Genomic DNA, 14221 nt, shown 5'->3' with positions numbered 1-14221 from the left:
AGACGGCCTTGGTTGTTAAGTGAGTGGAGGGCTGGATGCTGGTATCCGACATTTGCCGCCACCCTGAAAACCTTGTTTTGCGAACACGTGTCGGATTCGAGAATCCGACTTACGCACAGATGCCGTCTGAAAGCTTTCAGACGGCATCAGGTTTTGGCAATAAATATTGTATTTCAATGCATTATATTTTAATGGGCATGAAATAAATGGCGTTTTCAGGTTGCTTCCCGCTGGTCGGCTTGATCTAGGCCCGCCAGCCGGCAGGTGTCTTGTGCAATCATGTATTCTTCGTGCGAGGGCACCACCAAAATGCAGGGGCTGCCCGGGCGGTTGATGGCGCCGCCTCTGCCGTAGCGGGTGGCTTCGTTGGCTTCATCATCGAGCCGCAGCCCCAAAATGCCGAGGTGGGCGATGGTTTTGGCGCGCAAAAAGGCGGCGTTTTCGCCGATGTCGCCGGTGAACACCAAGGCATCGAGCCGGCCCAGCGGCACGCACATGGCGGCGATGTATTTGGCCAGCCGATAGGCGCTCACGTCCAGCGCCAATAAAGCGCCAGCGTGGCCTTGCTGGATGGCTGATTTTTCAATGATGCGCATGTCGGCGCTGAGCTCCGAGAGGCCGAGCAGGCCGCTTTTTTGGTTGAGCAGGGCGGTGACTTGTGCGGAATTCAGGCCGGTGGCGTTTTCGATAAATTCAAACGCGCCGGGGTCGATGTCGCCGCTGCGGGTATCCATCACCAAGCCTTCCAGCGGGGTGAGGCCCATGCTGGTGTCTTGCGATGCGCCGCCGAGCACGGCGGCCACGGAGGAGCCAGCACCCAAGTAGGCAATCACCAGCGCGGTGTCGGCGATGTTTTTGCCCAGTATGGCGGCGGTTTCGCGGGTAACGTAGCGGTAGGCGGTGCCGTGAAAGCCGTAGCGGCGCAGGCCGTGCTCGCGATAGAGCGCGCGCGGCACGGCGTAGGTGTAGGCATGTTCGGGCAGGGTGTGGTGGAAGGCGGTGTCGAACACGGCCACATTGGGCAGCCCGGGAAAGGCGGCTTGCGCGGCGCGGATGCCGGTGAGGTTGGCCGGATTGTGCAGCGGCGCCAGCGCAATGCAGGCTTCGAGCGCGGCGATAACCTTATCATCAATGCGCACCGAGTCGGAATAATGCTCGCCGCCGTGCACCACGCGGTGGCCGATGGCGCGGATGCGGCGCTCGATGCCGAGAATGCGGGTTTCTTCCAGCAATTCTGCTGCGGCACCGTGATGATCGGGCTGCTCGGCCAGCGAGATGGTGCTGCGGTTGCCGCGGCGGTTGAAGGTGATGTAGGCATCGGCCTGCCCGAGCTTGGCAGCCAGGCAGCTAAGCACAATGTCGCCGCTGCGGCTGTTGAGAATGGTGGCTTTAAACAGGCTGCTGCTGCAATTCACAACCAGAATCAGGTCTTCCATGGAAAAAATCTCCCAAGGCCGGGGCGGCGGTTTGGCAATAACGATACCCGTTTTAAAAAGCAGCTTGGCAAAAGTGATACCAATCCAAAAAAGTAAGCTAACAAGGCGGTGAGCCTGCGACAGTACAGATATAGTGGAATGCAAGAAAAAGTGATACAAAACTACGCACTATAACGGGTAGGTTAGGTTGCCAAACCCAACGTTTCAGACGGCCTGTGAGCTTGTTGGGTTTTCAACCCAACTTACCCGTTGTGTCACTTTTTTATGCATTCCACCATAGTACGGCAAGAGTATGGCAAGGCAAGACAACGAAGGTAGGTTATTTTTTTGGATTGGCATGAGTTGTGCCAAACCTAAAATATTAAGGCCGTCTGAAAACAGGTTTCAGACGGCCTGTGTCGGGCAGGTGGCTTAAGCGGCGGGGCTTTCCAAGCCCGAGAGGCTGCGGGTGTCGAAGGCAATCATGCGCTCTTCGTTGGTGGGCACTACCAAGGCGCAGGGCGTGCGGTCGGCGCGGGTGATGATGCCGGCTTTGCCGAAGCGGGTGGCTTCGTTGGCTTCTTCATCAAGCTCTAAGCCGAGTATGGCCAGATAGCCGATGGTTTTGGCGCGAATCAGGCTGGAGTTTTCGCCGATGCCGCCGGTGAACACCACTGCATCCAGGCGGCCGGTGGCCACGCTCATGGAGGCGATGTATTTGGCCAGGCGGTAGGCGGTGATTTCCAGCGCGAGTTTGGCACCTTCGTGGCCGTCGGCGGCGGCTTCCTGAATGGTGCGCATATCGTTGGATAATTCGGAAATGCCCAAGAGGCCGGATTTTTTGTTCAGCATGTCGGTGACTTCTTTGGCGCTCATGCCGGTGGCTTCTTCGATAAAGCCGTAGGCACCGGGGTCGAGGTCGCCGCTGCGGGTGCCCATCACTAAGCCTTCAAGCGGGGTGAGACCCATGCTGGTGTCTTTCGATTCGCCGCCGAGCACGGCGGCTACGGAAGCGCCGTTGCCCAAGTGGGCAATCACCAAGGCGGTGTCTTTCAGCGGCTTGCCGAGTAAATCGGCGGCCGCTTGCGCCACATAGCGGTAGCTTGTGCCGTGAAAGCCGTAGCGGCGCAGGCCGTATTGGCGGTAGAGCTCGCGCGGCACGGCATAGGTGTAGGCATGCTCGGGCATGGTTTGGTGGAAAGCGGTGTCAAACACGCCCACGTTGGGCAGACCGGGGAAAATGGCTTGCGCGGCGTGAATGCCGGTGAGGTTGGCCGGGTTGTGTAGAGGGGCGAGCGGAATGCATTCTTCGAGCGTGGCAATCACATCGTCGGTGATCATCACCGAGCCTGAATATTTTTCGCCGCCGTGCACCACGCGGTGGCCGATGGCAGCCACGAGGCCTTGCAGGTCGTGGGCTTTCAATTCTTCCAACAGCGCTTCTACGGCGCCGGTGTGGTCGGTTTTGCCGCTAAGCTCGACGCGGTGTTTGTCGCCGCCGGCTTTGTTGACAAACCATGAGCGCCGGCCGATGGGCTGCACTTTGGGGTTTTCGAAATAGTTGAAGGTGATATAGGCTTCGGGCGTGGTGAGCTTTTCGGCCAGGCAGCTCAAAATCAGCTCGCCGTTGATGCTGTCAAGCAGCGCGCCTTTGAGCGATGAGCTGCCGCAGTTTAATACCAGAATCAGTTTGTGGTTTTCTTGAACCATGACGGGGGTTTCTCCTTTGTTTTTTCTTGTGTTGTTGTATTTTTGCTCTGCGCAATGTAATGCAAAGCGGGTGCTTTTGTGAAATCGTTTCTGCCGATTAACGCCATCAGAAAATGTGATGGTTCAGATGGTCTCAATATAGGCTGAGGCCGTATGAAAGGGTTTAAAAGCAATCGCCCGGCACGCGCACAAAGCCTTCCATAATCACGCGCGCGCTGCGGCTCATGATGGCTTTGGTCACTTTCCATTCACCGTTTTCCAGCTTGGCCTGTGCGCCCACGCGCAAGGTGCCGGAAGGGTGGCCGAAGCGCACGGCTTCACGCCCGCCGCCGCCGGCCGCCAGGTTGACCAGCGTGCCGGGAATGGCGGCGGCGGTGCCGATGGCCACGGCGGCGGTGCCCATCATGGCGTGGTGCAGCTTGCCCATGCTCAGCGCACGCACCAGCAAATCCACATCGGCGGCGGCCACAGGTTTGCCGCTTGAGGAAACATAATCTTGCGGCGCGGCCACAAAGGCCACTTTGGGCGTGTGCTGGCGTGCAGCGGCTTCGCTGATGTCGGCAATCAGGCCCATTTTCAGCGCGCCGTAAGCGCGGATGGTTTCAAATTTGGCCAATGCCTGCTCATCGCTGTTGATGTGCTCTTGCAGCTCGGTGCCTTGGTAGCCGATGTCGGCGGCGTTGAGGAAAATGGTGGGAATGCCGGCATTAATCAGCGTGACGGGGAAGGTGCCGATGCCGGGCACTTCGAGCTCGTCAACCAAATTGCCGGTGGGAAACATGGCGCCGCCTTCTTCGCCGTCATCGGCGGGGTCGAGAAATTCGATTTGCACTTCGGCAGCGGGAAAGGTCACGCCGTCGAGCTCGAAATCGCCGGTTTCCTGCACTTGGCCGCCGGTGATTTGCACATGGGCGATGATGGTTTTGCGGATATTGGCCTGCCAGATGCGCACCGTGCACAGGCCGTCTGAAGGAATGCGCGCGGCATCGACCAAGCCGTTGCTGATGGCAAACGCGCCTACGGCGGCGGTGAGGTTGCCGCAGTTGCCGCTCCAATCGACAAAAGGTTTGTCGATGGATACTTGGCCGAAAAGGTAATCCACATCGTGATCGGGCTCGGCCGATTTGCTTAAAATCACCGCTTTGCTGGTGGAGGAACTGGCGTTGCCCAAGCCGTCGATTTGCTTGCCGTAGGGGTCGGGGCTGCCGAGCACGCGCAGCAAGATGCGGTCGCGCGCAGCACCGGGTGTTTGCGCGGCGGCGGGCAAATCATCGAGCTTGAAGAAAATGCCTTTGGAAGTGCCGCCGCGCATATAGGTGGCGGGGATTTTGATTTGGGGGGGGAAGGGGGTGCTCATGGGTTTTCCTTTGCGAGAATCTGTTGTTATGATGTTGTTATGATAGCAATAAACTTATCGGCATTGTAGCTGTAATGTGATGTAGTTTAAAGGGCTTTGTTTGGCTGGTTTGCAAAAATGGCCGTCTGAAAAGTTTCAGACGGCCATTGGGGAATATGGCTATTCGGGCATCACATTTTCCAGCCCGAGCATTTTGTCCATCGCGCCGGGGCGGTTGCGAAAGGCCACGCCCAAGCGGTTCCAGGCGTTGATGGTGCTGATGACAAAAGTGAGGTCGACGATTTCTTTTTCCGAGAAATGGGCGGCCAGCTTTTGGTAATCTTCATCAGTGGCGCCGTGTTTGCCGGGGCGGGTGAGGGTTTCGGTCCATTCCAGCGCGGCTTGTTCACGCGCGCTGAAGAGCGGCGATTCGCGCCACAGCGGCAGGTGGCACAAACGCAATTCGCGCTCGCCCGCTTTTTTGGCACTTTTGCTGTGCATATCGAGGCAAAACAGGCAGCCGTTTATCTGCGAGGCGCGGATTTTCACGAGCTCGCACAAGCTCGGTTCGATAGAGGCGTTGGCCACGGCTTCTTCCAGCGCCAGCATGGCGTTGGCGGCAGCGGGGGCGAGGGTGTAATAGTCGGCACGGTTATTCATGCGGCAGCTTTCTTTAAAATGGAAACTTTGAAAATATACCATGGCTTGCCGCTGGTGCTGCCTTTATTACACAGGCCGTCTGAACGCTTTTGGTTCAGACGGCCTGTGGTCGGCAGGGCAGCGCCATCACGCTTGCAGATTCGGCGTGCAGCCCCTCTTGACTGCCCTTCATCAAAAAGGGTAGATTGTCTGCACTACTCTTTTTTCTATTGATTTCTCAAACACAGCAACCATGAACCGTTTTTTTCCAGCCGGTAAATTTTATTGGTGTTAACAGCCGCTCAGGCCTTGTTTTACCCATTTTGATTGATAAAAAATTTTCCGGCTGCCAAACCCAACCGCATGCCAGGAGAATTTATGTCTACCGCCCCTTCTCACACACATCCCGCTGATAGAGATATCAACGCCGCTTTGAATGAAGCTGCGCAAATGCTCGACATCATCAACACGCCGGAAAACGAATTGAGCGACACACAGCGCCGCTGGGTGTCGTCCAACGTGGCGGATAATTTTGCCCACCACGTTAACCGCGGCTTTCTCAATTATCGCAAATCCGTTACTGAAACCGCCGATTTCGCCCTCACCGATTGGTATGGCCAAGGCTCGATTCTGCGCGACATTATGGGGCGCGAATACATCGACATGCTCGGCGGCTTCGGCCTCTACAGCCCCGGCATCCGCCACCCGAAAATCGTTGAAGCGGTGAAAGCACAGCTCGACCGCAGCCCGCAATACAGCCAGGAAATGCTCGACCCCCTGCGCGGCCAGCTGGCCAAAGTGATTGCCAAGCTCACTCCGGGTGAATTGCAATACGGCTTTTTTGCCAACAGCGGCACCGAAGCGGTAGACGGCGCGATGAAGCTCGCCAAGCTCTACACCGGTCGGCGCGGCTTTATTTCCACCACCGGCGGCTTTCACGGCAAATCGCTGGGCGCGCTCTCGCTTTTGGGCAAATTTGTTTACCGCGAGCCGCTTTTGCCGCTGCTCGGCGGCGTGCGCCACGTGCCTTATGGCGATGCCGACGCGGTGGAGCAGCTTTTGCGCATTGCCGACTCGGTGGGCAGCATGGATGTGGCAGCAGTGGTGGTGGAGCCGATACAGGGCGAGGCCGGTGCCATTGTGCCGCCCGATAATTATTGGCCGCGCCTGCGCGAAATCTGCAGCCGCTACGGCGTGCTTTTGATTGCCGACGAAGTGCAAACCGGCTTTGGCCGCACCGGCAAAATTTTCGGTGTGGATCATTGGGGCGTGGCGCCCGATATCATCTGCTTCGGCAAAGCGCTGGGCGGCGGCGTGGTACCGATGTCGGGTTTTTTCTCGAGCGCCGAGATTTGGTCTTGCCTCGAGCCCAACCCCTTTATGCACACCACCACCACCGGCGGCAACCCGCTGGCTTGTGCCGCCGCATTGGCCGGCATTCGGGTAATGCTGGAAGAAAACCTGCCGCAGCAGGCTGCCGAAAAAGGCGATTATCTGCTGCAAAAAATCGGCATGCTGCGCAACAAATATCCGCATATCCTGAAAGACATCCGCGGCAAAGGCCTGCTTTTGGCGATGGTGTTTGAAAACGACGAAATCGGCTATAAAGTGGTGTCGGGCTTGTTCAAGCGCCATGTGCTCACTTCGGGCACACTCAACAATTCATCGGTGGTGCGGCTGGAGCCGGCCTTGAATATTCCTTATGAATTGCTGGATGAAGTGTTGGTGCGGCTGGAAGATACATTAAAAAGCGTGAGCGAATCGGCTTGAAGCGCTGAGATTTCAGACGGCCTTATTCTTATTAAAGAAAACAGAAAACCTATTTTCAGCAATGCCCAGTCAATTGATGTTCACTGAATCTCGAGGAGAAAGCAATGGAATACGGATTATGGATTAACGGCCGATGGCAGGCCGGCAGCGGCACGGTAGATGTGGAAAACCCGGCCACGGGCAAAACCGTGGCGCAAGTGGCCACCGCCGGCGAACAGGAAGTGAATGCCGCCGTGGCGGCGGCCAAAGCCGCGTTTGACGACGGGCGCTGGTCGAAAGCCACACCGGGCGAGCGCTCGGGCGTGTTGTGGAAAATGGCCGATATCATCGAAGCGCGCGCCGATGAGTTGGCAAAAATCGAAACGGAAGACTCCGGTAAGCCTTATGAATTCATCAGCAAAGGCGGCGACCTGCCTTTTGTGGTAGACAACCTGCGCTTTTTCGCCACCGCCGCGCGTGACACCGGCGGCAGCAGCGCCGGCGAATACAACAGCGCCTACACATCTATGCTGCGCCGCGAGCCGTGCGGCGTGAGCGCCGGCATTGCGCCGTGGAATTACCCCTTGCTGATGGCGGCCTGGAAAATCGGCCCCGCCCTGGCCGCAGGCTGCACTTCCATCATCAAACCCTCTGAAATGACGCCGCGCACCACTTTGCTGCTGGGCGAAATCGCCCAAGAAGCAGGCCTGCCCGACGGCGTGTTGAACATCATCACCGGCGCGGCCGACACCGGCAAAGCGTTGGTAGCGCACCCCGATATTCAAATGGTGAGCCTCACCGGCTCGAGCGACACCGGCAAATTCATTATGCGTAGCGCCGCCGATTCGCTCAAGCGCGTGCACCTCGAATTGGGCGGCAAAGCGCCGCTAATTGTGTTTGAAGATGCCGATATCGAGCGCGCCGCCGAAAAAGCGGCCTTCGGCGGCTTTATCAATTCCGGCCACGACTGCACCGCCGCCACCCGCATTTTGGTGCACGAATCGGTAAAAGAAAAATTCACCGAAGCGCTGCTGGCACAAGCACAGGCGTTTAAAGTGGGGCAGCCGTTTGACGAAGGCGTGATGATGGGACCGCTGATTTCCGCCAAACAGCTCGAGCGCGTGGCGGGCTTTGTCGAGCGCGCCCAAGCGGCAGGCGCCAAAGCCTTGTTTGGCGGACACACGCTCGATTTCGGCGGCGGTCATTTCTACAGCCCCACCTTGCTCACCGGCGTGGATCAAAAAGCCGAAATCGTGCAAAACGAAGTGTTCGGCCCGGTGATGACCATCCAAACCTTTAAAACCGACGAAGAAGCGCTGGCCATGGCCAACGATGTGCGCTTCGGCCTGGCTTCATCCGTGTTCACCACCGATGTGGCCCGCGCCATGCGCTTTGCCGCCGATTTACGCTTCGGCACCGTGTGGGTAAACGACCACTTGCCGCTCACCTCGGAAACGCCGCACGGCGGCTTCAAGCAATCGGGCTTCGGCAAAGATTTGTCGGCCGAAGCCGTGGGCGATTATCTGATTACCAAGCATGTGATGGTGGCGCTGTAAGGAATGGGCAAGGCCGTCTGAAAGGTTTCAGACGGCCTGATTCGTTGGCAGTTGCCGCAGGTTTATTAATTGAACCAGCAAACCTGCAAACCATGTTTCAGCGCTTAAATCAAAAGATAAGGAAAAGCAAAATGTCCGACACCGCTTTATTGATTGTGGATTTCCAAAACGATTATTTTCCCACTTTTCCCAGCGCAAAATGGCCGCTGGACAACACCGAAGCCGCCGCGGCAAACGGCGCCAAGCTTTTGGCGGCATTTCGCGCGCAAGGCTTGCCGGTTTTCCATATCCGCCATGAGTTTTCAAGCGCGGATGCGCCGTTTTTCCAGCCCGGCTCCGAAGGCGCGCAAATCCACGCAAGCATGGCGCCGCTAGAGGGCGAGCCGGTGATTTTGAAACACCATGTCAACAGCTTTCTCGGCACCGATTTGCAGGCGCAATTGCAAAAGCGGGGCATCAAACGCCTGTTTATCGTGGGCGCGATGAGCCATATGTGCATCGATGCAGCCACCCGCGCTGCAGCCGATTTGGGCTACGAATGCCACCTCGCCCACGATGCCTGCGCCACGCTGGCGATGGAATGGGGCGGTATCAAAGTGCCGGCCGCGCAAGTGCATGCGGCTTTTATGGCGGCGCTGCAATTCGGTTATGCGCAAGTGCAAAGCACGGATGAGCTGCTGGAAATGGTTTGATGATTGATGCTGTTAAGGCCGTCTGAAACTAATCTTTCAGACGGCCTCTGCATGCAATCTTAATGTTTGGCACACATTGTGGAGAAGCCATGCGTTGGTCGGATGCTCGAATCCGACATAGGGTCGTTAAGGCTAAACATTAAGGCGGAAAACAGGAATGTCTTGCGCTTCGGGTAAGTGTCGAATTCAAGCATCCGACCTACGGATGAATCAAAAGCCAAAGGCCGTCTGAAACGTTTCAGACGGCCTTTGGCTTTTACATCATATTATTTAGATTCTCGGTGCTTTTTAAATTCTCGGCACTTTGGGCTCGTGTTCATCCTCTTCTTCAATCGCCAAAGTGGGCGGCGCATCGATCACCGGCACATCGCTCACCGGCTCTTGCTCTTCCGGATCGATCGGCGGTGGAATAATTTCTTTGTCGGCCGGCAACACAGGCTCGCTGGCCGCTGCTGCGGCCTGCACGGCCGCGCCGGCATCGCTCTCTTGCGCCAGCGGCTCCACCGCTGCTGCGGCCAGATAAGACACCGTTACCGCTTTATTGCTGCGCTGCGCCAATTGTTCTTGCAAGGCTTCTTTGCCCATCAGGGTTTGCGCGCCGGCGCTCAGATGCTGCACCACTTTTTGATAGCTGCGGTTGAGCTCGTCTACGGCGGCGGCGGTGTCTACAAAATGTTGGTCCACTTTATGGCGGTAATCGCTAAATTGCTGTGCCAGCGCTTCGTGTGCTTTTTGTTTGGCGCTGTTTTGCCGCAATATCAGCCACATCGCCAGCAAGCCCAGCGCCAAACCGGCCAGCGCTGCCAGCGCCAATTGCAAGCCCCAAGGCAAATCTGCATTCATGGTGTTCTCCTCTATAGGTTATCCGGATATGGTGTTTCAAGCCGCCATCAGGCTTTCAAAGCTATCTTACCAACGAAGCGCTTGACGCAACAAGTGGGCAGCCTAAAAATATCAGGCCGTCTGAAACCCATGTTTCAGACGGCCTAGTATGGAAATATTATAGAATCACATCATGGTTGCCCGGCAATGTTTAACTATAGAAGGAAAATATTGATGCACAGCCGTAATCTCTGCCGGCCGCTGCCCGATCGGCAGGCGCAAGAAGCCTTTGAAACGCTTTTACAAAGCCCGACCGTGCGCATCGAGCGCATTGTGTCCCACGGCCACGCTTCGCCTGCCGATTTTTGGTATGACCAAGAAGAAGCCGAATGGGTGTTGCTGGTGCAGGGCAACGCGCGGCTCGCTTTTGCCGATGGCCGCGAAACGGCTCTTGAAGCCGGCGATTATGTGCACATTCCTGCGCATTGCCGCCACAGGGTGGTGCAAACAGACCCGAATATGCCCACTGTTTGGCTGGCGGTGTTTTATACCGAACCTGAAAAATAACCTACCGGCGCCGCTTGCTGATCTTATTTTTAGGCTTGGCATTATCTTGAGCATGCTCAAAATAATGTTCGGGCGCCGGCGGCAAATGGTTGCGCCTGCGGGTGATTGTATTAATATATTGCCATTACCGTGATTTTTACCCTTATCCGACAGGCTAAACAACATGACTGATTTTCCCAAAGACATCTACACCGAGCCCGAAGTCGACCCCGACACCCTCGCCAACCTCGGCCCGCTTGCCGGTCTGGCCGGCATTTGGCGCGGCGCGGCCGGCCATGATGTGAACCCCAAGGCCGACGGCCCCGAACACGATGCCTATATCGAACACGCTGAAATGCAGCCCATCGACGGCCAAACCAACGGCCCGCAGCTTTTTTACGGCCTGCGCTACCATCTCCATATCGTGCAGCCGGGCGAAGTGGAAACGTTTCACGACCAAGTGGGCTATTGGCTGTGGGAGCCGGCCACCGGTAATTTGATACAAACCCTCACCATTCCGCGCGGCCAAACCGCTATGGCTACCGGCCGCGCCAAGGCAGATGACAAAACCTTCAGCGTGGAAGCCGTGCGCGGCAGCACCGAAAACGGCATCTGCTCTAATCCCTTTCTCGAACATGCCTTCAAAACCGATCACTACCGCATCACCATCACCCTGCACGATGACGGCACTTGGTCGTATCAGCAAACCACCACGCTGATTGTGCCGGGCTATGCCGCACCTTTTGCCCACACCGATCAAAACACCTTGCACAAAATCGGCGAAGCCACGCCCAATCCCACCGCGCTGGCAGCGATGAAGGCCAAGGCTGCGGGGTAAACAGCATGCGCTCCGTCTAAAAAATAAATAAAGTGCATCTGCTTAAACGGTGCAGGCAATAAATGCAGCAGCAATGTGATTTGAGAAAGAGGCCGTCTGAAAACAAAAAGTTCAGACGGCCTGTGATGTATATGCGTGCGCTCAAATCGAATGGTGGGCGGCCTAATCGGGTTCGCTCAAATGCAGCAGCGCAAATGGGCGCCCTTGGGCATCTGTGGGCGAACGGTGGGAAACGGCGAATCCATTGGCCAAATAAAAGGCCACAGCCTGAGGATTTTGCTCGTTCACATCCACCAGCAGCCGGCCTTTCAATTTGCGTGCATAATGAAGCATCAGCTTGCCGGCACCTTGCCGAAAGCGGGCGGGCGCAATAAACAAAGCCCCGAGCTTGTTGCCGCTCAGCCCCATAAAGCCGATGGGTGTTTCTGTTTCATCGCACAATACCCACACTTCAAGGCAGGGCAGGGCTTGGTCGCGCACCACAATCAGCAGCCGGCTGATATCTTGTTCTGATAAAAAATCATGCGAAGCGCGCACGGATTGCTCCCAAATAGCCAGAAGCGCGTGATGATCTTCGGGCTGCGCTTTACGGATATTCATAAGGCTTTGTCTTTCGGTTGCTGTTGAAAGACAGAGTATAGTGGTGCGGCCATGCAAGCGCAACGAAATGAGGATTCTGCTTCATTAAATCTTAATGGCGGATTTTATTGATTTTTATCAGATTTTACCTAAGGTTGAACGCTGGGTTTGTCAATGTGAACACTGAGGTTTTGCAAAGGTTGTTAATAAATAAAGTGGTTTGTGAAAGTCAATGCTGTTGTTGTCAAGATAGAAATCATAAAAATTTGATTTAAATCAAATTGGTCATGTTAAAATAGTGCTTCTTTTTTCCCAGATGAAAAGCATTATGAAAAAAATCATCAAAATTTTCGCATACCTCATCGTGGCGGTGCTGGCAGCCGCCTTGATTTTTTTAAACTGGCCGCTCTACCAACGCAGCGTGCCCGCAGCCGAAAACGAAAAGCCGATAGACGTGGTGGTAATCGGCGGCGGCATTATGAGCATGACGCTGTCCACTTTCCTGCAAGAATTACAGCCCGACTGGAACATCGAAGCCTTTGAGCGGCTGGATGCGGTGGGCTTGGAAAGCTCCAATGGCTGGAACAATGCCGGCACCGGCCATGCTGCTTTTGCCGAATTAAACTATACCCCCGAGAAAAACGGCGTGGTGAAAACCGACCGCGCCGTGCGCATTACCGAGCAATTTGAAGTATCGCGCCAATTCTGGGCGCATCAAGTGCGTGCAGGCCGCCTGAGCAGCCATCCGCAAGACTTTATCAATGCCACGCCGCACATGAGCTTTGTATGGGGCGATGCCAATATCGAATTTTTGCGCAAGCGCCATGCCGCGCTGGTGCAGCAGCCGATGTTTTACGGCATGCAGTTTTCCACCGATCAAGAGCAAATCCGCCAATGGGCGCCTTTGCTGATTGAAGGGCGCGACCCGCAGCAAAAAGTGGCCGCCACCTATATGCCTTTGGGCACCGATGTCAACTTTGGCGTGATTACCAACCAGCTCACCGCCGCTTTGCAAAAACAGCCCAATTTCAAGCTCAACTTGCAACACGAAGTGCGCGCCTTGCGCCAAAACAGTGATAAAACCTGGAACGTGACCGTATACGATTTGGCCACGCAAACAGAGAAAACCGTGAAAGCCAAATTTGTGTTTATCGGCGCAGGCGGTGCCTCGTTGAAGCTATTGCAAATGTCGGGCATTCCCGAAGCGCAAAACTATGCCGGTTTCCCCGTGGGCGGCCAGTTCTTGTCGTTTGACAATCCGAGCCTCACCACCCAACACCGCGCCAAAGTATACGGCCAAGCCGAAACCGGCGCGCCGCCGATGTCGGTGCCGCATCTGGACACCCGCTTCCTCGACGGCAAACAAACCATGCTGTTTGGCCCGTTTGCGCTTTACAGCACCAAGTTTTTGAAAAACGGCAGCTGGTTTGACTTGCTCAGCTCGGTGAACATACACAACGTTGCCGGTATGATGGCTGTGGGCGTGGAAAATCTTGATTTGGTGCAATATCTGGTGCAGCAGGCCATGCTTACCGACAGCGACCGCCAGGCCGAATTGCTGAAATATTACCCCAGCGCCAAGCCCGATTCATGGAAGCTGATCACCGCCGGCCAGCGCGTGCAAATCATCAAAAAAGACCTGGAAAAAGGCAGCGTACTGCAATTCGGCACCGAAATCGTGGCCGATAAAGACCACACCATTGCCGCGCTTTTAGGTGCTTCGCCCGGCGCATCCACTTCGCCTTCCATTATGCTGGGCTTGCTGCCCAAAGCTTTTCCCGAGCAGATGGCACAAGGCTGGGAAGCGCGCATTAAAGAAATCGTGCCCTCCTACGGCCGGCAAATCAACAGCAGCCCGGCGCTCACCAATGAAATCCGCCGCGCCACCAGCGAAACCTTGCAGCTGCCGTATATCGAAGTGCCGGCCGATTTAAACCACCCCAATCCCGCCCAAGCCATGCCGCCCGTTATCCCGGCGGCACCGGCGGCCAACGATGAAAAAAACCTGAATAAAGAAGAGCAGGCCATGTAAACAGGCCGTCTGAAAGCGCAAACCGGCTCGAAAGAGCCGGTTTTTTTATATAAGTAAGCCGTTTGGCGATGCCGTTTAATATCGTGAAATACATAAAAAAGTGATACAACGGGTAGGTTGGGTTGAAAACCCAACAAGCCCACAGGCCGTCTGAAACGTTGGGTTTATCAACCCAACCTACTCCGTGATAGTACGTGGCTTTGTATCACTTTTTCTTGCATTCTACTATAGTGAAATGCGACGCTCATTTTCTTTCAGTTCGAGTGAGCTTTCGATGCTGTGCGGGAAATCATCGTGGTTGGCCTGC

Annotated in this window: 12 protein-coding genes; 6 read left to right on the top strand and 6 right to left on the bottom strand. The window is 55.9% G+C overall.

Annotated elements, in window-relative coordinates; all coding sequences use genetic code 11:
* Positions 1–215: 215 nt before the first annotated feature.
* The 4 genes from EV680_RS02455 to EV680_RS02440 form a co-directional block, all read right to left on the bottom strand.
* Positions 216–1436 carry an acetate kinase gene (locus EV680_RS02455; protein ID WP_132952862.1) on the bottom strand — a complete coding sequence of 407 codons (1221 nt, stop codon included), beginning with the start codon at positions 1434–1436 and terminating at the stop codon, positions 216–218.
* Positions 1437–1847: 411 nt separating this feature from the next.
* Positions 1848–3125 (bottom strand): acetate kinase, encoded by a 1278-nt coding sequence (locus EV680_RS02450; protein ID WP_132952860.1) that lies wholly within the window; start codon positions 3123–3125, stop codon positions 1848–1850.
* A gap of 163 nt (positions 3126–3288) precedes the next feature.
* Complete coding sequence (gene prpF, locus EV680_RS02445; RefSeq protein WP_132952858.1) at positions 3289–4482, bottom strand: 2-methylaconitate cis-trans isomerase PrpF; 1194 nt, start codon at positions 4480–4482, stop codon at positions 3289–3291.
* A 159-nt stretch (positions 4483–4641) separates the two neighbouring features.
* Complete coding sequence (locus EV680_RS02440; protein ID WP_132952856.1) at positions 4642–5121, bottom strand: carboxymuconolactone decarboxylase family protein; 480 nt, start codon at positions 5119–5121, stop codon at positions 4642–4644.
* 357 nt (positions 5122–5478) lie between these two features.
* Between EV680_RS02440 and EV680_RS02435 the strand changes: the two genes are divergently transcribed.
* The 3 genes from EV680_RS02435 (at position 5479) to EV680_RS02425 (ending at position 9097) form a co-directional block, all read left to right on the top strand.
* The gene (locus EV680_RS02435) at positions 5479–6870 is read left to right on the top strand and encodes a putrescine aminotransferase (RefSeq protein ID WP_132952854.1); all 1392 of its coding nucleotides are present in this window, start codon (positions 5479–5481) and stop codon (positions 6868–6870) included.
* Between the two features lie 104 nt (positions 6871–6974).
* Positions 6975–8405, top strand: a complete 1431-nt coding sequence (locus EV680_RS02430) for an aminobutyraldehyde dehydrogenase (protein ID WP_132952852.1) — start codon at positions 6975–6977, stop codon at positions 8403–8405.
* A 131-nt stretch (positions 8406–8536) separates the two neighbouring features.
* Positions 8537–9097 (top strand): cysteine hydrolase family protein, encoded by a 561-nt coding sequence (locus EV680_RS02425; RefSeq protein WP_132952850.1) that lies wholly within the window; start codon positions 8537–8539, stop codon positions 9095–9097.
* A 288-nt stretch (positions 9098–9385) separates the two neighbouring features.
* On the opposite strand, the gene EV680_RS02420 is transcribed toward EV680_RS02425, so the two are convergent.
* Complete coding sequence (locus tag EV680_RS02420; protein WP_132952848.1) at positions 9386–9940, bottom strand: ZapG family protein; 555 nt, start codon at positions 9938–9940, stop codon at positions 9386–9388.
* Between the two features lie 213 nt (positions 9941–10153).
* On the opposite strand from EV680_RS02420, the gene EV680_RS02415 reads away from it, so the two are divergent.
* A complete protein-coding gene (locus EV680_RS02415) occupies positions 10154–10486 on the top strand; it encodes a cupin domain-containing protein (protein WP_132952846.1) in 333 nt (110 codons plus the stop codon).
* A gap of 163 nt (positions 10487–10649) precedes the next feature.
* On the top strand, positions 10650–11303 hold the full coding sequence (locus EV680_RS02410) for an FABP family protein (RefSeq protein ID WP_132952844.1): 654 nt from the start codon (positions 10650–10652) through the stop codon (positions 11301–11303).
* A 162-nt stretch (positions 11304–11465) separates the two neighbouring features.
* Here EV680_RS02410 and EV680_RS02405 read toward each other — a convergent pair whose 3' ends face one another.
* Positions 11466–11903 carry a GNAT family N-acetyltransferase gene (locus tag EV680_RS02405; protein ID WP_132952842.1) on the bottom strand — a complete coding sequence of 146 codons (438 nt, stop codon included), beginning with the start codon at positions 11901–11903 and terminating at the stop codon, positions 11466–11468.
* A gap of 307 nt (positions 11904–12210) precedes the next feature.
* Here EV680_RS02405 and mqo point away from each other — a divergent pair, with 307 nt between their 5' ends.
* Positions 12211–13914, top strand: coding sequence for a malate dehydrogenase (quinone) (gene mqo / locus EV680_RS02400; protein WP_132952840.1), 1704 nt, complete (start codon positions 12211–12213; stop codon positions 13912–13914).
* Positions 13915–14221 lie beyond the last annotated feature (307 nt).

The organism is Uruburuella suis, from assembly GCF_004341385.1.
GTDB lineage: Bacteria > Pseudomonadota > Gammaproteobacteria > Burkholderiales > Neisseriaceae > Neisseria > Neisseria suis.
Note: the sequence above shows the minus strand (reverse complement) of the source record. Positions and strands in the feature narration are given on the sequence as shown.